Source organism: Polaromonas sp. (assembly GCF_016185115.1).
Lineage (GTDB): Bacteria > Pseudomonadota > Gammaproteobacteria > Burkholderiales > Burkholderiaceae_C > Polaromonas.
The window spans coordinates 680,965-701,000 of sequence record NZ_JACPOF010000004.1 but is presented as its reverse complement, the minus strand read 5'-3'; the positions used below and the strand labels follow the sequence as shown (position 1 = coordinate 701,000).

Below are 20,036 nucleotides of genomic sequence, written 5' to 3'. Positions count from 1 at the left end.
AGCAGAAAGGCCACACCATGGCTAACGCACTCATCACCCCCGCGTGGATCACGAATACCACGCTCAAGCACCTGAAAAACAACAGCGCGTTCATCGGCAACGTCAACACCGACTACAACGATGAATTTGCCAAGGCTGGCGCAAAGATGGGCACAACCATCAACGTTCGCCGCCCTGTGCGTGCGCAGGTTCGATCCGGCGCAACTGCTGTGCTGCAGGATGTCAACGAGACGCAGGTTCCCATCACGATTGAACCTGAATTCGGCATCGACTGGGCGTTTACCGACTTCGACAACACCCTCAGTGTTGACAAGTTCGAAGAGCGCTACTGTGCACCGTTCGGCTCCCAGCTTGCTGCCGAGCTTGACCTGCGCATAGGCCAGCGTTTCTACAAGGCAGTTGCCAATTTCAGCGGCACGCCTGGTACTGGCCCTGCAACCGCTGCCGCAGCCCTGGCCGCTGGTGCAGTGCTGGACAACAACAGCTGCCCACGCGATGGCCGCAACCGTGTGTTTGCCCTGAATCCTCTGGCAAATGCCGGTATGGTCGGCGGTCTGTCTGGCTTCTTCAATGACCAGAACAAGCTCAGCTCCCAGTACAAAAAGGGCATGATGGGCGTGGACACGCTGGGCATGGACTTCCAGATGTCCCAGAACCTGCCAACCCACACGGTCGGCGGTTTGGGTGGTACGCCACTGGTTAACGGTGCCAACCAAGGCACGATCAACTCAGGCGCGACCGACAACCCATACGCAGCAACCACATCGCTGATCACGGACGGGTGGACTGCCGCCGCTGCCAACCGCCTCAAGGCTGGCGACGTTTTCACCATCGCTGGTGTCAACGCCGTCAATCTGGTGACGAAGCAGGATCTGGGTGTACTGCAGAACTTTGTGGTCACTGCCGATGTGTCCTCTGATGGTTTGGGCAATCTGACCGCTGTCATCAGCCCGGCCATCATCGCAGGCGGCGCATACCAGAACGTGACCGCACGCCCTGCGGACAACGCTGCTCTGACCATCAAGACGGGCACTGCATCGACTGGCTACAGCCAGAACATGCTGTTTCACCCATCTGCCATGGCGCTGGTGACTGTGCCCATGGATGTGCCGAACGGCATGGACATGGCCCACGCTGCCGAGTATGAGGGTGTCAACCTGCGATTTGTTCGCGGCTTCGACATCACCAACAACAAGCGCATCAGCCGCTTCGACATCCTGGCCGGTTACGGCTGCGTTCGCCCTGAATGGGCTGTCCGCGTCCCGTCCTAAGCGACATCAACCCCAACCCCGCACGGTTCGCCCTGCGGGGTTTCTTTTTGAGGAACTGAAATGTATCCATTGAACGTATCCCTTCCCGCTGGTGCTGGCTTTGCCGTCGCCAATGATGAAGCTGAACACGCATCCCTGACCGCTGCTGGCTATCTGCCCGCGCTGGTGGACCCTCCTGCGCCAGAAGGCGACCCACTGAAGGCTGAAGCTGAAGCGCTGGGCATCGTTGTCGATGCACGCTGGGGCGACAAGCGTCTGGCCGCTGAAATCGCAAAAGCCAAGGCTTAAAGCATGCTGCCGACCCGTTCAGTCATCGTGCTTGACCTCATCAAGCGCGCATACCGCTTGATTGGTGCGTACTCCATTGGTGAGACACCGAGCGCGGACGAGTCGGCTGACGGCCTCACGGCCCTGAATGCCATGCTAGACGACTGGGCGAATGAAAAGCTGATGCTTTACGCGCCCACGCTGGACGCCATCACCCTGACCCCCGGCCTTGCGACTTACACGGTCGGCCCGACAGGTTCTACTGTTTCAGACAGGCCGATGGAGATAGACCCGGCCTCCTACATTCAATACAACTCGCTGAGCTATCCGCTCGATGTTGTGACGCTGGCCGAATACAACGCCCTGACGCTCAAGAGTCTGGCGACACTGATACCGGACACGCTCTGGTGTAACCCGACATTCCCGAACGCCACGATCACGCTGTACCCAACACCCACGGCGGCGATGACGCTCAATCTGTGGTCGTGGAAGCAGCTCACGGCGTTTTCAGCCATCACGGATGCGGTATTGCTGCCACCGGGCTATGAGAACGCGATTGTTTACAACCTTGCTGAAGCTCTGGCGCCCGAGAACGAGCTGCCAATTCCTGCAGCTGTGCATCTGCGTGCAACTGGCAGCAAGCGCGGCCTGAAGCGCACGAACTTTGTGCCCCCCATGTTGTCACTGGCTGGTGTCGGTCAGTTGGGTGGTGGGCGCTTCAATATTCTTGCGGGGCGCGTTCTGTGAACCTGCAGCCCATTGCCCTGTTCGGTATCGGCAATCAGGGTAAGTCGCCCAACGTCGATGCACAGCAGCGCAAGAATCTGTATGTAGAGGTTCAGCAAGACGCCGAAAAGCACGTACTGACCATGTACCCCACGCCGGGTCTGGTGTCGTTCGTCAACTTCGGTGCATCACCCATTCGTGGCCTATACGAGAAAGGCGATGTTCTCTACGTAGCCCACAAAAGCACGCTGTACAAGGTCGCCAATAACGGTGAAATCACTGTCTTGGGATCACTGCTGACGACCGCGGGCAGGGTTGGCTTCTCTGACAACGGCACGCAAATCATTCTGGTAGATGGCGCGAATGGCTACATCTACAACACGGTCACGCTGGTTTTTGTCAGGATCACGGACGTAGATTTTCCCGGCGCAGATACGGTCACTTTCCTTAATGGCCGTTTCATTGTCAACAAGCCGGGAACGGGCCAATTTTTCATCTCTGCAAGCTATGACGGACTGAACTGGGATGCGCTGGACTTTGCAACGGCTGAATCAGATCCCGACAACCTTGTGCGGGTCATCTCCGAGCAGGGTCAGCTTGTGCTGTACGGCGAGAAAACGACCGAGTTTTGGGGCGACTCAGGCGCGCAGGATTTCCCATACGCCAAGATTGGCGGCTCTGCCATCGAGTGGGGCCTTGCTGCGCGGTGGTCGCTGACCAAGTTCATGGATTCGCTGATTTTCCTGCGCAAGAACAGGCTGGGCCAGGTTCAGGTTTGCGTACAAAACGGGAGTAACTGTCAGGCTGTATCCACCCCTGAGATGGACTACAACTTTTCGCAGTACGCGGCATTCAGCGATGTGACTGGGTTTGCTTACATGCTGTCAGGACATCCGTTTTATCAAATCAATTTCCCGACCGCCAATGTGTCTTGGCTGTATGACGGGCAGTCCAAATCGTGGAGCAAGATCGAGTCAGGCGGTGGTCGGCATCGCAGCGAGATTCAATCTCAACTGCTTGGCAAGAGTTATGCCAGCGACTACGAAAACGGCAAGCTCTACCGCATCGCAGAGGGTGTTTACACCGATGACGGCGCAACCATCGTGCGTGAGTTCACCTCGCGTCATGTGGCAAACGGTGATTACACGCACCTGTCGCAGTTGTGGCTTGAGATGGAGGCTGGTGTGGGTCTACAAACCGGGCAGGGCAACGACCCGCAACTGATGATGCAGGTCAGCCGAGACGGTGGGCACGAATGGGGCGCTGAAGTGTGGCGCAGTTTTGGCCCGGTTGGTCAATACAAAGCCCGTGCAGTGTTCAACCGCATTGGCCGTTTCCGCGATGGCCTGTTCAAGTTCCGAGTCACGGACCCAGTGAAAACCGTCTTTGTCGCGGCATGGGGTCGGCAGGCATGAGTAATTTTGACTTTCCCAGCAATACCCCCGTTGTTGATGACAAGGGCAGTGCCACGGTGCCATGGATGGCTGTTTTCAGCCGCTGGCAAACCATCATTTCATCAGGCCAGGATGCAGGAGTAACGGCGGACAGGCCGACCAATGTCTTGTGGATAGGTCGCCGCTACTTTGATCAGACATTGGGCAAGCCTGTGTATCTGAAAAGTGTTCGCCCTTCTGTCTGGGTAGATGGGGTCGGCACCGTATGTTGATGCCCGATGGATGGACGGAAGTCCCAGTCATGCGAAGCGGCCAAAAGGTCGCTTTTTTTATGGTCAAGGGCAACGAAATCCACTGCATGCGTGGTGAATCGCACAAGGGCCGATGGCTCACCCGGCAAGACCTCGAACGGCTTACGGCACCAATTTTCAGGGAATACGGACACCTGACAACAAAGGTATCCAGCCACAACTCAGCAGGCCAGCGTTTCGTTCGCAGGCTTGGCTTTTACGCCTTGTCGGATGACGGCACCAATATTTATTTCAGAGCTGAAAGGCTAAATCATGCGCGACTTTGACCCTACAGCTTCGGAGTTCATCTCCAGCGGATACCTTGAACACAGCAAGCCGGGTGTGCGCCATTACGACCCATCAACCATCATGACGGGCCTGCAAATAGCGGGTCCGCTTATCGGCGGAATGATGGGATCTGATGCCTCAAATCAGGCCGCAGACATTCAAGCGCAATCGACAGAACGCGCAAGCGCCGCGCAAGCCGCTGCGGTCGAGCGCGCCAATGGCATCCTCTCGGATTCATCGGGCAAGGCCAATGACGTACTGAAAGGCATGTACGACAAGTCTGTTGCCGTCAATCAGCCTTACCTGAACACAGGAAACAGCGCAAACAGCCGACTGGCCTACCTGATGGGTATTGGTGGCGACAACGGCGTAGGCTCCCCCGGTTACGACAAGATCAGCAGCTACCTGCGCAACCTGTACATCAGTCAAGGCGCTGATGCGAACGATCCGAACTTCGACAAGTACATCCACAACGAAACAATGACCTCGCTTGCGCGCAAAGATGGCGCAGGCGATACACCGGGCCAGCTCTCGGGTTATGGGTCATTGAACGAGGCGTTTGACAACTCCAAATTCCAAAAAGACCCCGGCTATCAGTTCCGCATGGATGAGGGCCTGAAGGGTGTCGAGAACAGCGGCGCGGCGCGTGGCATGCAGCTTTCTGGCGCGACCCTGAAAGCCATGGAGAAATACGGCCAGGGGTTTGCGTCCAACGAATACGGCGCTGCCAATGATCGCTATGTGACCAACCAGAACAACACCTTTTCACGGCTGGCTGGCCTGAACAACAGCGGACAGGCCGCAGCGGGTGCCATTGGCAGTGCTGGGGCAAATTATGCGCAGGGTGCCAGCCAAAACATCATGGGCATGGCGCAGGGGCAGGCCGCTGGACTTACTGGCATGGGCAGCGCTCAGGCGTCCGGAATCATGGGGGCGGGCAATGCGCGGGCATCTGGCCTTGTGGGTGGCGCAAACGCCGTCAGCGCAGGAATCGGCGGTGCTTCAAGTGCGTATCAAAGCGGCCAGTTGATGGACATGATCCGCAACGGTGGGCGTAGTGGTTCGCGCCCCAACTATGACCTGAGCGCACCCGTAAACCCTTACGCCACTTTTGGCGGTGACTCGAATTACCTTGCAAGGATGGTGCAATAACATGGCAATTGATTCCAGCATCGCATTGGGCGTCAAGCCCTACCAGCAGCAAGACCCGATCAGCCAGTACGCCGCCATCATGGGCATTCAGTCTGCACAGCAGGCGAACCAGATGAATGGCATGAAGATGGACGAGTACCAGCGCGGCCTTGCGGACGAAACGCAACTGCGCGACCTCACCCGACAGGCTGGCGGCGACACCAAAAAACTGCGTGACATGCTTTTTGGTGCTGGCAACTACAAGCAGGGCATGGCGCTGGACAAGGCTGCAACGGAGCAGGCTACGGCAAAAGCAACCCTTGAAAAAACAAACCTTGAGGCGAACCATAAACGCCTGGAAACCGCAGGACAAGCCTTCGGACAGGTGCGCGCAAATCCGACGCTTGAAACAGCTAACAGCGTGCTGGATTACCTTGGGCAGAACAACATCTTTCCACCCGAGCAGATCGCACAGTACAAAGCGCAAGTGGCTGCGAATCCTCAGGGAATTGCACAGATGGCCGACCTGATGTTCAGGGCCACGCTGTCTGCAAAAGATCAGTTGGCCAAGACGGAAACCCGCAACACTGGCAGCAAGACCGATACGCTGTCGATTGATCCTGTTACCGGGAAAACGGCTGTCATCAACAGCGTGGCGAATACGCAAAGCCCGGATAGTGCTGCAAGCGTAGCTGCAACCATCAGGGGCCAAAACCTCACAGATGCTCGCGCTCGTGAAGCATTCAACGCGCCGCAGTACATGGAAACCGATGCGGGACTGGTTGCGCTGCCCAAGAAACTCGCAGCGGGTCAGGTGCCTACGGGTACTCCAGTCATGGGCGCGGATGGACAACCTCTCGGCAAGCCACTCAAACCCATCCCGGCAACCGCAAACAGCGGCATCATCCAAAACACTCAAAGCATCAACAACATTGACCGCGCCTTGACGCTTTTGGGCGGCAAGAACATCGGCGACCCCAAAGCAGGCGGGATGCAGGGCGATGCGGCTGCAACTGGCCTCAAGGGTTATTTACCCAATGGGTTGCTAAACCGCGTTGACCCCAAGGGTGTAGATGCACGCGCAGAAATCAGCGACATCGGTTCGTTGAAGATTCACGACCGCAGCGGTGCGGCTGTGACGATCAGCGAAGCGCCGCGCCTGCTGCCATTTATTCCGCTGGCGACAGACGACGATGCAACTGTAGTCAAGAAGCTGAACCGCCTGAAGATTGCACTCCAGAGTGAGTCGCAAGCTCTGCAGGAAACCTACAGCAAGGAAAACGGCTACAAGCCCAGCGCGGTCAAGCCAGTGGCTACAAGTGCCGCCCCTGCCGCTCCCATCCCTGCTGGCTGGAACGTGAAGGCCCACTAAATGGCAACCTTTGAATTCACCTCGCCTGAAGGCAAAAAGTACACGGTTGACGGGCCGGAAGGTGCGACGCAGGAGCAGGCTTTTGCCATCCTGCAAACGCAACTCAAAGCGCCAAAAACCTCGCTCATGGATGATGTCAAGCAAGGTGCGGGAAACCTCGCGGCTGGCCTTGTACGTGGTGCTGGCTCTATCGGGGCAACAATCCTTGCACCAGTGGATATTGCAAAGGATGCGCTGGATGGCAAGGGTTTATCTCTTGCGTCTAATCGTGAACGCCGCGCACAGATGGACGCAGGTTTGCAAACGATGGGCGCAGAGCCTGATTCATGGATGTACAAGGGCGGAAAACTCGCGGGTGAAATAGCGGGTACGGCTGGCGCTGGCGTTGCTGTGGCGCAGGGGTTGTCAAAAGTCGCGCCGGGTGCGTCGGCCTTGGCTGAGGCTATTTCAACCGCTGGCATGAAGGCGGGCGGCGCGGGTATGGCGACGCGCATGGCTGGCGGTGCAATTAATGGTGCTGTATCCGCTGGTATGGTCAATCCAGAAGATGCAACTTTGGGTGCAATGATCGGCGGCGCTGCGCCCGTAGTCGTCAAGGGTCTGGGCATGGCTGGCAGCAAGCTCGGGCAAATGATCAATGGCCCCGCTCAGTCACCAGCGGCGCTCAAGGCCGTAGAAGATGCACGGGCTTTGGGTTACGTCATCCCTCCAACGCAGGCTAAGCCGACCTTGGCAAACAGGATGCTCGAAGGCTTTTCCGGAAAGCTCACGACCGCGCAAAACGCCAGTGCAAAAAATGGCGCTGTGACTGATGGCCTTGCCGCTCAAGCCTTGGGTCTTGCGCCTGATGTAAAAATCACGCCAGACGTTTTGACAAATGTCCGCAAGGCCGCAGGTCAGGCCTATGACGCAATTGCCAACACTGGCACGATTACCCCGCCAGCGACATACACGCAGGCGCTGAACAACATCGCCGCGCCTTTTGTCAAGGCTGCGCAAGGATTCCCCAATGCCAAGCCCAGCCCTGTGCTTGATCTTGTAGAGTCGCTCAAATCGCCATCGTTTGATGCCGCCGCTGCCATTGAAAAAATCAAGCAGTTGCGCAGCGCAGCCGACGACGCATTTAAACCAGGGGGCAATACAGATGTGGCAAGGGCCAGCAAAGCCGCTGCAAATGCGCTAGAAGATGCGGTGGAGTCGCATCTGAGTACCATCGGATCTCCCGATCTTCTGGGGCAGTTCCGTGATGCGCGTCAGCTCATTGCAAAAACCTACACAGTGGAAAAAGCCCTAAATCCAACCACCGGAACAGTCGATGCGCGAAAGCTGGGCCAGATGCTGGAAAAAGGTAAGCCGCTTTCCGGTGAACTTCGCCAAGCCGGGGAGTTTGCCAACAGGTTCCCCAAAGCTGCGCAGACGGTCGAAAAGATGGGAAGCCTGCCCCAATCCAGTCCCCTTGATTGGGCTGCTGCCGGGTCAATGGCTGCTGCCACTTCCAACCCTTTGATGCTGGCAGGTGTAGTGGCGCGTCCTGCTGCTCGTGCTTTGAGTTTGTCGAGTCTTGTTCAAAACCGCTTGTCAACACCAGCCGGGAATTCGTCGCTTCGCCAAATGCTGGGTAATCCTGACTTGCAGCAGTTGCTGCTCAGGTCGGCTCCAGTCGCTGCGACGAACTAACCGCGACGGGTAATAAAGCCGTAGATGAAAGCCAGAACGCCCAAGACGACCAGCTTCCAGATCATGTAATCAGTAAATTCCATCACTCAATTTTAAGCCTCCCGGCGCAAGTCAGGGGGCTTTTTTCATTTCGGGAACCCTATGCCTTATTTCCGCAGTCCTATCGGCAATAGCCAAATCGAAACATCCGCAGGCGTTCCCGCTGTCGGCTGGAAGATTTACACCTATCTGGCAGGCACAACCACGCCAGCCGCGACCTATACCGACAACACCGGGGCGACGCAGCAAGCCAACCCCATGATTTTGAACAGCTTGGGTGTTCCTGCAAGCAATGTCTGGATGTTGGGCGGCGTGGCTCTGAAATTCGTCATTACCGACGCTGCGGGAGTTGTCCAGTCAAGCCTTGGTGCCGACAACGTGCGCGGGGTGAATGACACCACCTCGTCAGTCACGGAGTGGATTGATTCCGGGCTTGTGCCTACATATATCAGCCCGACGAGCTTTTCAGTGCCGAACGACCAGACGCTGGTGTTTGAGGCACTGCGCAAGCTAAAGACCGTCAACGCTGGCGGCACGGTTTACAGCTCTGTTGTGTCCGCTGTCTACTCCGCACCAAATACAACCATCACGGTAACGAACATTTCCGGCGCGCTTGACGCCAGCTTGTCCAGTGTGGCCTATGGGCTACTTTCTGCGAATAATCCGTCGATTCCAGAAAGCACGCTAGGTACGGCCTTCCGCACAGCGACAGCCCTGTTCTCCATTCCCCCCATGACCGTATTCGGCGGCGCAGCGACGCGCATGGCGATTGGTACAGGTCTGAATGCCAACATCCTGGCAACGACCACACCGATTCGGCTGTCCTTCCCTGGCGGCATCGGTGCAAACGGGCGGATTGATTACCCCGGCTCCATCACGGCAGACGCTACGGCATTTTGGGCCACGCTGACCGCATCAAGCACGCTGTACACCTTCTACGACCGCAATACGACCACGGGCGCGATTACCGGCGTTTTCTCGACGCTGCCTTACATCGTGCAGGATTCCAGTGTTGCTATCTCGACCACCACCGGGCAGCATACCTACGTCACCGACACCAACACGATGTATGTCGGTATTGCTGGCGTTGCCACGGTTGTCCAGCGCGTACCAGAAGGCGAGCTTGTCACATCTGGTGTGGCAGTCACCAGCGTAACCAGCTATGCGAAGTTGCGGAAATATACACAGGTTTGGGTTGCAACGCTTCCCGGACTGAGCGCCGCAATATCAGCAAACCACAATCTTGGCACCCAAGAGTTTGTCGGTCAGGTTGAAATCGAATGCACAACCGCCGATGGCTCATTCACTGTCGGTCAGCGCTATGCGCTACTCAATTGCGGCTTGAGTGGTTCAAGTTACTTGCCGGTTTCAATTAGTAAAACCCGGTTGAGCATGGGTTTCAGTACCGGGGATGGCGGCAAGATCGCCATGACCCCACCGGCTGGCGGCGCTGTTGTTGGTTTGACGGCAGCAAGTTGGAAGTATCGGTTTTTGGCCCAAGGGACATTCTAAGGAATTGCCATGTTCAAAGACTCACAAACTGGCGCCCTTTACTTTGGTGAAATGAGGCTCGGGGATAGCGTTGCATCGGCTGAAGATGTTGCGACTTGGGAGGCTGCACGCGCACCGACCAAAGACACTCGCATCGCCGCATTGTTGGCTGTTCGCGGCCTGACGCTGGAAAGTGAATGGCAGCTTTATGCAGCAATAGCAGGAATGCAAGCCGCAGGCGCTGTGAGTGGCAAGACTGAAGCGCAGATTTACGCATCAAACCCCGGCTACAAGAACGCCAAAGACCTGTTCCTGGCCGTGGCCGCAATCAGGGCCGAAGCATGATCTGGCTCGCCATCTCCCCGCTCGGCCTGTTCCTGCTCTATGTGCTGTACGTGCAGTACGAGCGTGGCGGGTTTTGGGTGGCGTTCAAGGTGTTCGGCATCTTCGGCTATCCGCTCGATGTTTTTTACAACATGCTGATGTGCTTCTTCACTTGGCAAAAGCCTGTTGCATGGACCATCACCGTGCAGCTACCGGCCATCGCCAAGGTTCCCGGCTGGCGTGGAGAGTTCGCCATCGCACTGGCGAATTTCCTTAACTGGTTTGCACCCAGCGGCCAGCACGTAAAACTCCGATAGAAAGACCGGACCAATGGATTACCAGACAGTTATCAACCTTGGGGCCGGGTCGGCTCTAGCTGCTGTCGGCTGGTTCGCTCGGCAATTGTGGGCTGCTGTTCAGGAGCTTCGAAACGACCTTGCCAAGCTGCGCGAGGAATTGCCCAAAACCTACATCACCAAAGACGACTTCAAGGATGAGGCGAGGGAAATAAAGGAGCTGCTCAAGGGCATCGCCACGAAGCTCGACACAAAGGCAGACAAGTCATGAAAGCCGCCATCCTCGCGGCCTTTCTGCTGAGTGGATGTGCAACGAAATGCCCTGACTGCCTGACCCTGACACCAGCACAGCTTGGAACTGCCATGGGTAAGGCATGGATAAACGGCTACGGCAAGGGCTTTGACGCTGGCGAGGATGCCGCTGATTTACGAAGGATGACGCCGTTATGAAACTCTCTGCAAACTTCACGCTTGACGAATTCACAGCCAGCGAGACGGCAGAGCGCCGCCGACTGGATAACAGCCTGCCGCCTGAATTGCTGATGACAGCGCAAAACACGGCTGAGATGATGGAGAAGATCCGGGCGGTGCTGGGTGACAGGCCAATTTTCATCACCAGCGGCTACCGTTCGCCAGAGGTCAACCGGGCCATCGGGTCATCGGATACCAGCGACCACCCCAAAGCCATGGCGGTGGATTTCAAGTGTCCGGCATTCGGCACGCCAAAGGCGGTTGCGATGCACCTGGCGGACAAGATCGACAGCCTGGGGATAGGTCAGGTTATCTACGAATTCGGCTCATGGATACATTGCTCGACCCGCAGGCCGTCCAAAGACATCAACCGCGTCATCACCATCAACCAATCTGGCACGCACGCCGGGATCGTGGGGTAAATCTATGTGGCCTGCACTTCTCACTCTCTTGCCCAACCTGCTGGACAAGATCCTGCCCGACAAGGGCGCAGCCGACGCCGCAAAGCTGGAGCTGCTGAAAATGGCGCAGAGCGGTGAACTTGCGCAGTTGCAGGCAAATACCGACTTGGCAAAAGGCCAGATGGAGATTAACAAGGTAGAGGCCGCAAGCTCCAGCTTGTTTGTGGCCGGCTGGCGTCCCTTTGTCGGCTGGATATGCGCCTGCGCCATCGGGTTCAAATACATCGGCGGTCCGCTGCTGGTGATGATTTGTGCGGCGTTGGGTCACGACATAGACCTGCCAGACATCGACACAGCCGACCTTTGGCCGCTGCTGGCTGGCCTGCTGGGTCTGGGTGGCCTGCGGACTATCGAGAAGGTCAAAGGGGCGGCATAACAGGCTACGCCCCAATGCTGGTCATCGGCCTACTGGCAGGCTTCTGCATCGGCTTTGCTGTGTTTGGGCGGGGTTAAATCCGCTCCGCAATGGACCATCAAGAAACGAAATAATGCGGCTTTGAATACTGTTCAAAGCAACAGGTTTGCGGAGCGCGAACTTGGCTACAGATGGCGTCAATCATAGAAACCTTGTCCAGCTTAGAAGGCTGTTGCTCTATCCAACTGAGCTACGGGCAGAAACCGGATGTGCCGCAAATCCATTTTTTGAGCGAATTGCTGCGTTGCGCGGTGCTCGGAATCCTCATGCACCCAAGTGCATTCCGGTGTCCTGCGCTCCGGGCGCCTTGCACTTCATCTCAAAAAGCTGAATTTTCGGCGCACCCGAAAAAAAAGCTCAACAAGCTCACTTTCGTAAACTTTTTGAGCTTTATTTAAAAGATTTGATGGTCGGAGTACAAGGATTCGAACCTTGGACCCCCTGGTCCCAAACCAGGTGCGCTACCAGACTGCGCCACACTCCGACAAGTCCAAGATTATAGCCTGAAATTTGGCCTTGTTGGCGGCCTCAATACAAAGCGCCGGGCCATTCGACGATGGCGCTGCGGATGGCTGGAATGGAACCGGCTTTTTCAACAAAGGCCGCCACTGAAGGTTTGGCGCCATTGGCCCAGAACGACTCGACGGCCATGTTTTTCATGCGCAGCAATTCGATGCCCCAGTAGAGGTCGGCCATGGTGATGTTGTCACCCAGCAGCCATTGCGAGCTGCTGGCATCCAGCACACGCTCCAGGCTTGCGCAACCGGCTTCGGCCTTGTCATAGGCGGCCTGCATCGCTTCAGGGGTGAACAGCTGCTCTGCCGCGTTCAGTTCCTTGGCCCGTTTGGCCGAATAGGCTTTGACAAGGTCGGCATCGTTGCTGAATTCGGCCAGGTAGCGGTCGCAGCGTTCGACCTTGCCCATGGCAAAGCCGACGCCGTTGCTTTTACGCCGTGATTCGGGTCTGTGGTCAACACCTGGCGGTTTGCCCGCGAGCATCTGGTAGTTGGGCAGGTTATCGACAACGTCGAGCTGGGCGTCAACCTGCTTTTCCAGGCCTGCAGGCCGCAGTGATGGTCGTTTTGCGGCAACCTTGTCCAGATAAAAGCAGATGCGCTTGGAATCGACCAGCACTTCGCCAGTTTCCCAGTCGACCAGCAGCGGCACCACTGCCGGGTCGCACCCGCCGGCAGTCACGGACGTGCTACCCGTATGGGCGTTCACCAGCCCGCCGCCCAGGGCTTCGCAGCCAGCCATGCGCAGCCGCACATAGGCGGGCAGGTAGGTTTCTCCCTCAAAAATATCGACGTGTTGCGAGCGGTAGGGGATCTGGTGATGGGCGAGTACCGTCCGCACTTTTTGCGAGCAGATGGAGTTGGGCGCGTTGAAGAGTTCAAAACGCGGTGATGCCGAGGTGGCCGCGCCTATGCTTTCGCCCGGCCGTTTCAGGCTTGCGCGCGCATCGGAGACGGCCTTTTGCAAAGCTATGGTCATGCTGGCCTTGCCGCAGTGCTACGACGGCTGTTTGTCGAGCAGGCGCATCAATGAAAACGCGTTGCCGCAGCAGACCTTCTGGTAGTCGGCGTCGGACAACCCGGCTTCCTTGATGGAGCGCAGCCCTTCACGGATGAACATGGGGCCACCTTCAGGGTCAAATGGGCAATCACTGGCAAATACGACGTGATCGGCACCGAAAAAATCGAGTCCGCATTTCAGCGCAGCCGTTGAGCCGCCCAGCACCGTGTCGCCATAAAACATCTTGAAGTATTCGATGGGCTTTTTCTTGAGGTTCTTCAGCACGTTGGCTTCGCTGCCGTCGGCGCTGCGCGAACCCAATTGCGCCCAGAGTGTCTCTGCGCGGCCGCTGAAGTAGGGCAGCATGCCGCCGCAGTGGTGGGTGATGACCTTGAGCTCGGGCAGCTTGTCGAACAGGCCTGAAAACACCATGCGCGACATCGCCACGCTGCTCTCGAAAGGCCAGCCCAGCACCTGCCAGATTTCGTAGCGGGATTTTTCCTCGTCGCTGTAGTCGGCGTGGGTTGCCGGGCGGTGTGGATGCATCCAGATGGGCAACTTGTAATGGTTGGCCATGCGCTCGAACACAGGGAAGAATTCGGGGTTGTCCAGCGAGCGGCCATTGACATTGGTCAGGATCTGCGAGCCTTTGGCCCCCAGCTCGCCTATGGCCCTGTCCATCTCGACGAGTGCTGCGTCCGGGTTGTTCATTGGCAGGCTGGCCACGAAGGCGACGTATTTGTCAGGCCAGCGGGCGCAGGCTTCGGCCATGCCGTCATTGGCGATGCGTGCAAGTTCGGGTGACTCGTCCGGCCCGGCCAGCATTTCAGGCGAAGGCGCGGACAGGGTCAGCACCTGCTTCACGCCGGGAAACTGGTCCAGCATGCGGGCCCTCGCCTCGAAATCCCACAGCATGGGCAGGCTGCTCATGCGTTTGATCATCCCCGCTTCCTTGCTGCGCTTCTTCATCTCTTCGAGGTAGGGCGGCGGCATGACATGGTTAAAGATGTCGATCATTACGGAAGGCTGGCTCATGGTGTGGTCTCGGTTATGGGGTGCAAAAAAGGTGCTTATTCGGCGGTGATGTTTTGCTGCTTGATGACGGCGGCCCAGCGCGCAGCGTCTTTTTCGGCCAGCACTTTCAACTCATTGGGCGTGCTGCTGTCGATGTCTATGCCTTGCGCGAAGAACTTCTGGCGCATCTCGTCGGTGGCCAGGATTTCCCTGAACTCGGCATTGAGTTTGGCGACGAGGTCTGGTGCCATGCCGGGTGGGCCATAAATGCCATACCAGGATGAGACATTCGTATCCTTGACGCCAGCTTCGGTGAGCGTGGGCACATCGGGCGCGCTGGGGTGGCGTTTGTCGCTCCCGATTGCAAGGGCAATCAGCTTGCCGCTTTTGACGTGCGGCATCGCAAACGTGAGCGGCAGGAACATCACGTCGACCTGGCCGCCGAGAAGGCCGGTCACTGCCGGGCCGGCGCCGCTGTAGGGGATGTGATAAACGCTGGTGCGGGTCCTGATCTTGAAGAGTTCCATGGCCAGGTGATGCACGGTGCCGACGCCGGGCGAGCCGTAATTGACCTTGCCCGGCGACTTGCGCACGGCCTTGAGCATGTCAGCCATGTTTTTGAAACCCGACTGGGTACTGGCGACGAGCAGGAACTGGGTTGAACCGGCGCTGACGATGGGCGTCAGGTCCTTGAGCGGGTCAAAACTCGCCTTGGGGTAGAGCGCACGGTTGATCACGATGGTGCTGGCCGTGATCAGCAGCGTGGAGCCGTTGGCAGGTGCACGCACCACAGCTTCGGTACCCAGCATGCCGGAAGCGCCGGGGCGGTTGTCGACGACCGTGGGCCTGTCCACGCGCTCGCCGAGTTTCAGGCCTGCCGTGCGCCCAATGGTGTCGGAGCCGGAGCCGGGGCTGTAGGGAACGATGAAACGAATGGGGCCGGGCGGCAAGGGCGTCTGGCCGAATACCCTTGAAGTCGAGATCAGTGCAAGCGCGGGCGCAAGCAGTGTGGCCTTGAGCGCGGTCTTGCCGAATGTGCGGCGATTGGTCTGCATTGTCTGTTGTCTCCAGTGAACTTTTAAGCAGCTTTGCCTGAAGGATTCTGCAGGTTGTGCTGTCGTTGATGTTCTGAATGGTAGGCAGGCATCACTTAACCGTCCAATGATATTATTTTGATTATTCATATATAAAAGGTTATTAATGGACTGGACCCAGCGCATTCGCATACGGCAGCTGTCGGTACTGGTCACGCTGTACGAGTCGCGCAACATGACGACGGCCGCGAGCGAGGTAGGCATGAGCCAGCCGGCGCTGTCCAAGTGGTTGTCAGAACTCGAAGCCGAACTGGGCGTGAGGCTTTTTGAGAGAACGACCCGCGGCTTCAGGCCGACCCCGGTATGCGAGCAGCTTATCGTCCACGCGAGGGCGGTTGTAGGCGAGATGGAGCGTTCAAAACGGACGGTGAAGCTGATCGCCAATGGCGCATCCTCATCGCTGGTTATCGGAACATCCCCGCCCGCAACGCCGCTTTTGCTGCCAAGGGCTATCCACCAGTTTCGGGCCTCACATCCTGGTGTACACATCGAGATTCTTGAAGGCCCGATGGAATCCCTGCTGCCTCAGCTGCGTTCGGCGCGCCTGGACTTCTGCGTGGTACGCATTGAACAGCCGGTGTTTGAACAAAGCATTCGTTACGACGTGCTCTACCAGGAGGAAATGCGCGTGGTGGTCGGGCCCAAACATCCGCTTGCAAGCAGGCGCAAACTGGGTTGGAGCGATCTCGGCAGTGTTGAATGGCTGGGGCCTGCCGGTGGAAGCCCGCTGCGCCGGGAGCTGGAGCATGAGTTTGCGCTGGCCGGCGAACCCGCGCCCCGTTACACGCTGGAAACCTCGTCAATGCTCATGGTGGCCGTCCTGTTGCAGGAGGGCACTTTTGTCGCCGCCATGTCGGCACGCATGGCCGACTATTTTGTAGCGGCAGGGCAGGTCACGGTGCTGCCACTGGATTACCAGAGGCGATCAGGCATAGGTGTGCTGAGGTTGAGGAATGCAGAACCCACCGAATTTAAAAAATCTTTCTTCGACATCCTGAAAGCGACCGGTGAGGCCATAGAGCGCGGTAACTAGCTAAATGCCGATAGCTGCCCGACAGGCGTCCAACAGTGGCCTCAGGCGAAAAACGCCTCTTTGACTGCTTCCGACTCCTTGGCTTCTTCCATCAGACCCGTCCATGCGACGCGACCGGCTGACATCACGATGGCCCGCGACGCGATGGCGTGTGCAATGTCCAGGTTCTGCTCGACCAGCAGAATCGATACGCCCCGTTCCTGAATCGCCTTGATGGAGGCGACCATGGTCTTGACGATGCCCAGTGCCAGGCCGGCAGAGGGTTCGTCAAAAATAATCATTTTGGGCGAGGCCATCAATGAGCGGCCTATGGTCAGCATTTGCTGCTCGCCGCCTGAGAGCGATGACGCCAGCTGTGCGCGGCGTTCCTTGAGTTTCGGGAAGAGGGTGAAGATTTCCTCCAGCTCCGGCGGCTTGCGGTCGCCTGCAGCGTTGGCGCCTATCTCGAGCGTCTCCTGCACGCTGAAGGTTGGGAAGAGCTCGCGCCATTGGGGCACCAGCGACAGCCCGGCTTTTGCAATGGCACCTGCCTTGTGCTTGCTGATGTCCTTGCCGCCGAACATGACGGTGCCGCCGGTTTTCGATATCAGGCCGGCAATGGCTTCCACGGCCGTGGTCTTGCCTGCGCCGTTGGCACCAAGGATGGCGACAGCTTCACCTGCGCCGACCTGCAGGGACAAGCCCTGCGCGGCCATGACCGAGCCGTAACCTGCGCTCAGATTGTTGACTTCAAGCATCGGCTGTCTTCCCAAAATAAAGCTGCTGGACAGATTCGTTGGCCATGACCTGCTCGGGTGTGCCTTCAGTGATGGCTGCACCTGCGGCCATCACGAAGATGCGGCTGCTCATCTGGGCTAGAAAGCCGATGTTGTGCTCGATCAACAGCATGGCCATGCCGGTTTCGCGGTTGATCTTTTTGAGCAGGTCGCCAATACGGTGAATCTCTTCTTCACTGACGCCGGATACCGGTTCGTCCAGCAACAGCAATTTGGGGCCTGACACGATGGCGCGGGCAATCTCCAGCCTGCGCTGGTCGCCCAGCGAGAGCTGACCTGCCATCACGCTGCTTTGCGCGGCGAGGCCGACACCTTCAAGGGCGGCCATGATCTTCTGTTTTGCAGACTCACCGGCAGCGCGCGCCGCCAGGTCGGTAAAACTCCCGCCCAGAACGCGCATGATGCCGTTGCCGCCCAGGCCAATGGCCACGTTGTCGTAACAGCTCAGGTCACGGAAGATCGCCACATGCTGGAAGGTGCGTGTGATGCCGTGCGACATGCGGCTGGTGGCGCCTTCCTTTTCAAGTGACAGGCCGAACGCGCTGATGCTGCCGGTATCCGGTTTGGTAAAGCCCGAGAGCATGTTGAACAGCGTGGTCTTGCCCGCGCCGTTAGGGCCCATCAGGCCCAGGATTTCGCCAGGGTGTACCGATAGCGTGAGCTTGTCCACGGCGCGTAGTGCATCAAAAGACTTGCTGACATTGCCCACATGCAGCAGCGCAGAGTTGTCTACTCGCGTTGGCGCAGGTGCTTGTAATGCAGGAGCCTTGCCGGGCTGCGCCTGGCCGCTTGCTTCTGCGGGTTTTGCCCGGCGCAGTTTGGCGAGTTGCCCGGCGATACCGCCAGGAAAAAACAACACGGTCAGCAGCACGAGACCGGCAAACAGCAGCTCCTGGTAATCGGCCACCGGCCTGAGCAGTTCGGGCAGCAGGCGCAGGGTGGTGCCGCCCAGCAAACCGCCCCAGATGCTGCTCATGCCGCCGACGATGGGGTAGGCGAGGGTGGCGATGGAGGCGAGGATGCCGTAGCTTTCAGGGTCGATGATGCGTGAGCGCGGCGCCTGCAGGCCACCTGCAATGGCCAGCACGGCAGAGCTGATGACAAATGCCGCAATCAGGTGCTGGGCAATCGAGATGCCGAAGGCCTGTGCGGCCACTTCATTGCCGGCAATGGCCTTGAGGTTTCTGCCGAAGCGGCCAATCAGCAGGCCTATGGGTATCAGCAGGACGATGGCGGCCACGATGGCTGCAAAGGCCAGATAGGAGATATCACTCTTGAGCTGTATGCCCGCGATGGTGACCAGCGGCACCTGCAGGCCGGCTGCGCCTTCGGTCATGGATTTCCATTCACGCAGTCCGATGATGACCACTGACTGGAACACCAGCGTCACCATGGCCAGGTTGTGTCCCCGGAATCGAACTGCGGGCAGGCCGAGGATGAAGCCGCCAATTCCGCCTATGACTGCTCCCATGAGAAGTGCCGGAATAAACGGAAATCCGAATTTGGCGACCAGGATGGTCGACCCATAAGCGCCCAGTGCCAGCATGGCGCCGCTGGCAAGCGTGATGCAGCGTGCAAAACCCACCAGCACCGTCAGGGCGGTCCCTATGAGCATGGACACCACCAGGAGCGTCGCCACATATTGCGGATAGGTGCCAACCTGGGTCGCAATCAGGAAGACGCCCAGCACGCAGAGCGACGGTGCAAACCATTTGAACCACTGGGCAAGCAGCCGGCTTTTATCGTGGCTGCTGTCAATGCTCTTTGACGTCATGGCCGGCTTTTTATGGGCAAGGGTGATGTCCTCAGACATGTCGTTTCTTCGCTTCAGGGAAAAGGCCTTCGGGCCGGAACAGCATGACGGCAAACAGCACAAGGAAGCTGATCGCACTCTTCAGGGCGCTGGATCCATAGGCAGCGGCCAGGGTTTCAATCAGGCCCAACAGCAGGCCGCCGTAGATGGCGCCCTTGAGGCTGTCGAAGCCGCCGATCACAGCCGCCACAAATGCCGATGCGATGACGATGATGGACAGCTCTGGCGATACACCTTTGGCGGGTGCCGCAAACACACCGGCAATACCGGCAATGGCGCCGCCAAAGAACCAGGCCAGCGCATAGGTTTTGTCAACAGAAAAGCCGCAGAGCTGCGCGCCCCGGTAATTGGCGGCCATGGCACGCATGCCGCGCGCCGCCTTGGCATAGCGGAAGATGGCAATGCAGGCGGCGCTCACCACAATGGCGCCGCAGATTGTCCACAGCGCATCCTGAGTGAGGATGACAGGACCGATAAAGAAGGGGGCACCTGTGAAGGTGGACGGTACAGCGAGGATTTCTGCCTTGTAAGTCAGGCGGAAACCTTCGGAAATGACGACACCCAGAAACACCGTAGCAATGACCACCGTGAACAGGTCTGCCCGGCGCAGGGGGCGCAGTATGACCACTTCAATGGCCGAAGAAAAAATGCCGACCACGATGGGAACGATCAGGTAGGCGACCCAGGCCGGCCAGCTTTTGTCGACCTGTATGTAGAAGGCGCCGAACGCGCCGAGCAATACAAAGGCGCCATGCGCAAAGTTGACGGTGCGCGTGGCCTTGTGTATTACGACCAGGCCGAGCGCGGCCAGGGCGTAGATGGACCCGAACTTCAAGCCGCCAAGGATGATGAGGGCAAATTCAGTCATGACAGATGGC

Annotated in this window: 23 protein-coding genes and 1 tRNA gene; 17 read left to right on the top strand and 7 right to left on the bottom strand. The window is 58.1% G+C overall.

Annotated elements, in window-relative coordinates; all coding sequences use genetic code 11:
• Nucleotides 1-17 precede the first annotated feature (17 nt).
• The 16 genes from HYX42_RS04060 (at nucleotide 18) to HYX42_RS03985 (ending at nucleotide 11,874) form a co-directional block, all read left to right on the top strand.
• Nucleotides 18-1,271 carry a P22 phage major capsid protein family protein gene (locus HYX42_RS04060; RefSeq protein WP_293399899.1) on the top strand — a complete coding sequence of 418 codons (1,254 nt, stop codon included), beginning with the start codon at nucleotides 18-20 and terminating at the stop codon, nucleotides 1,269-1,271.
• A gap of 60 nt (nucleotides 1,272-1,331) precedes the next feature.
• A complete protein-coding gene (locus HYX42_RS04055; RefSeq protein ID WP_293399896.1) occupies nucleotides 1,332-1,559 on the top strand; it encodes a hypothetical protein in 228 nt (75 codons plus the stop codon).
• 3 nt (nucleotides 1,560-1,562) lie between these two features.
• Entirely contained in the window at nucleotides 1,563-2,285 is a 723-nt protein-coding gene (locus HYX42_RS04050) for a hypothetical protein (RefSeq protein WP_293399893.1), read from the top strand.
• The gene (locus HYX42_RS04045) at nucleotides 2,282-3,679 is read left to right on the top strand and encodes a packaged DNA stabilization protein (RefSeq protein WP_293399890.1); all 1,398 of its coding nucleotides are present in this window, start codon (nucleotides 2,282-2,284) and stop codon (nucleotides 3,677-3,679) included. The genes HYX42_RS04050 and HYX42_RS04045 overlap by 4 nt, the downstream gene beginning before the upstream one ends.
• Nucleotides 3,676-3,930, top strand: coding sequence for a hypothetical protein (locus HYX42_RS04040; protein WP_293399887.1), 255 nt, complete (start codon nucleotides 3,676-3,678; stop codon nucleotides 3,928-3,930). Before HYX42_RS04045 ends, HYX42_RS04040 begins: the two co-directional genes overlap by 4 nt.
• Before the next feature lie 29 nt (nucleotides 3,931-3,959).
• A complete protein-coding gene (locus HYX42_RS04035; RefSeq protein WP_293399884.1) occupies nucleotides 3,960-4,235 on the top strand; it encodes a hypothetical protein in 276 nt (91 codons plus the stop codon).
• On the top strand, nucleotides 4,222-5,388 hold the full coding sequence (locus tag HYX42_RS04030; protein WP_293399881.1) for a hypothetical protein: 1,167 nt from the start codon (nucleotides 4,222-4,224) through the stop codon (nucleotides 5,386-5,388). The genes HYX42_RS04035 and HYX42_RS04030 overlap by 14 nt, the downstream gene beginning before the upstream one ends.
• 1 nt (nucleotide 5,389) lies before the next feature.
• Nucleotides 5,390-6,739, top strand: coding sequence for a hypothetical protein (locus tag HYX42_RS04025; RefSeq protein ID WP_293399878.1), 1,350 nt, complete (start codon nucleotides 5,390-5,392; stop codon nucleotides 6,737-6,739).
• Nucleotides 6,740-6,865: 126 nt separating this feature from the next.
• Nucleotides 6,866-8,416: a hypothetical protein gene (locus HYX42_RS04020; protein WP_293399875.1), complete on the top strand. Its 1,551-nt coding sequence runs from the start codon at nucleotides 6,866-6,868 to the stop codon at nucleotides 8,414-8,416.
• 141 nt (nucleotides 8,417-8,557) lie between these two features.
• Nucleotides 8,558-9,967: a hypothetical protein gene (locus tag HYX42_RS04015; RefSeq protein ID WP_293399872.1), complete on the top strand. Its 1,410-nt coding sequence runs from the start codon at nucleotides 8,558-8,560 to the stop codon at nucleotides 9,965-9,967.
• A 9-nt stretch (nucleotides 9,968-9,976) separates the two neighbouring features.
• Nucleotides 9,977-10,291, top strand: a complete 315-nt coding sequence (locus tag HYX42_RS04010; RefSeq protein WP_293399869.1) for a hypothetical protein — start codon at nucleotides 9,977-9,979, stop codon at nucleotides 10,289-10,291.
• Nucleotides 10,288-10,587: a hypothetical protein gene (locus HYX42_RS04005; RefSeq protein ID WP_293399866.1), complete on the top strand. Its 300-nt coding sequence runs from the start codon at nucleotides 10,288-10,290 to the stop codon at nucleotides 10,585-10,587. The genes HYX42_RS04010 and HYX42_RS04005 overlap by 4 nt, the downstream gene beginning before the upstream one ends.
• Before the next feature lie 13 nt (nucleotides 10,588-10,600).
• Nucleotides 10,601-10,837: a hypothetical protein gene (locus HYX42_RS04000; protein ID WP_293399863.1), complete on the top strand. Its 237-nt coding sequence runs from the start codon at nucleotides 10,601-10,603 to the stop codon at nucleotides 10,835-10,837.
• Nucleotides 10,834-11,016, top strand: coding sequence for a hypothetical protein (locus tag HYX42_RS03995; RefSeq protein ID WP_293399860.1), 183 nt, complete (start codon nucleotides 10,834-10,836; stop codon nucleotides 11,014-11,016). The genes HYX42_RS04000 and HYX42_RS03995 overlap by 4 nt, the downstream gene beginning before the upstream one ends.
• Nucleotides 11,013-11,459 carry a D-Ala-D-Ala carboxypeptidase family metallohydrolase gene (locus HYX42_RS03990; RefSeq protein ID WP_293399857.1) on the top strand — a complete coding sequence of 149 codons (447 nt, stop codon included), beginning with the start codon at nucleotides 11,013-11,015 and terminating at the stop codon, nucleotides 11,457-11,459. The genes HYX42_RS03995 and HYX42_RS03990 overlap by 4 nt, the downstream gene beginning before the upstream one ends.
• A 4-nt stretch (nucleotides 11,460-11,463) precedes the next feature.
• A complete protein-coding gene (locus HYX42_RS03985) occupies nucleotides 11,464-11,874 on the top strand; it encodes a 3TM-type holin (protein ID WP_293399854.1) in 411 nt (136 codons plus the stop codon).
• A gap of 446 nt (nucleotides 11,875-12,320) precedes the next feature.
• On the opposite strand, the gene HYX42_RS03980 is transcribed toward HYX42_RS03985, so the two are convergent.
• The 4 genes from HYX42_RS03980 to HYX42_RS03965 form a co-directional block, all read right to left on the bottom strand.
• Nucleotides 12,321-12,397, bottom strand: a tRNA-Pro gene (locus HYX42_RS03980).
• A gap of 44 nt (nucleotides 12,398-12,441) precedes the next feature.
• On the bottom strand, nucleotides 12,442-13,407 hold the full coding sequence (locus HYX42_RS03975; protein ID WP_293399851.1) for a glutathione S-transferase family protein: 966 nt from the start codon (nucleotides 13,405-13,407) through the stop codon (nucleotides 12,442-12,444).
• An 18-nt stretch (nucleotides 13,408-13,425) separates the two neighbouring features.
• The gene (locus HYX42_RS03970; RefSeq protein ID WP_293399848.1) at nucleotides 13,426-14,463 is read right to left on the bottom strand and encodes an amidohydrolase family protein; all 1,038 of its coding nucleotides are present in this window, start codon (nucleotides 14,461-14,463) and stop codon (nucleotides 13,426-13,428) included.
• Nucleotides 14,464-14,498: 35 nt separating this feature from the next.
• Nucleotides 14,499-15,497, bottom strand: a complete 999-nt coding sequence (locus tag HYX42_RS03965) for a tripartite tricarboxylate transporter substrate binding protein (protein ID WP_293399845.1) — start codon at nucleotides 15,495-15,497, stop codon at nucleotides 14,499-14,501.
• Nucleotides 15,498-15,642: 145 nt separating this feature from the next.
• Between HYX42_RS03965 and HYX42_RS03960 the strand changes: the two genes are divergently transcribed.
• Nucleotides 15,643-16,569, top strand: coding sequence for a LysR family transcriptional regulator (locus HYX42_RS03960; protein ID WP_293399842.1), 927 nt, complete (start codon nucleotides 15,643-15,645; stop codon nucleotides 16,567-16,569).
• Nucleotides 16,570-16,610: 41 nt separating this feature from the next.
• Here the strand turns inward: HYX42_RS03960 and HYX42_RS03955 are convergent, their stop codons facing one another.
• The 3 genes from HYX42_RS03955 to HYX42_RS03945 are packed head-to-tail and all read right to left on the bottom strand — an operon-like array spanning nucleotide 16,611 to nucleotide 20,026.
• On the bottom strand, nucleotides 16,611-17,306 hold the full coding sequence (locus HYX42_RS03955; protein WP_293399839.1) for an ABC transporter ATP-binding protein: 696 nt from the start codon (nucleotides 17,304-17,306) through the stop codon (nucleotides 16,611-16,613).
• Nucleotides 17,299-19,158 (bottom strand): branched-chain amino acid ABC transporter ATP-binding protein/permease, encoded by a 1,860-nt coding sequence (locus HYX42_RS03950; protein ID WP_293399836.1) that lies wholly within the window; start codon nucleotides 19,156-19,158, stop codon nucleotides 17,299-17,301. Before HYX42_RS03950 ends, HYX42_RS03955 begins: the two co-directional genes overlap by 8 nt.
• Nucleotides 19,151-20,026: a branched-chain amino acid ABC transporter permease gene (locus HYX42_RS03945; RefSeq protein ID WP_293399833.1), complete on the bottom strand. Its 876-nt coding sequence runs from the start codon at nucleotides 20,024-20,026 to the stop codon at nucleotides 19,151-19,153. Before HYX42_RS03945 ends, HYX42_RS03950 begins: the two co-directional genes overlap by 8 nt.
• Nucleotides 20,027-20,036: the final 10 nt, after the last annotated feature.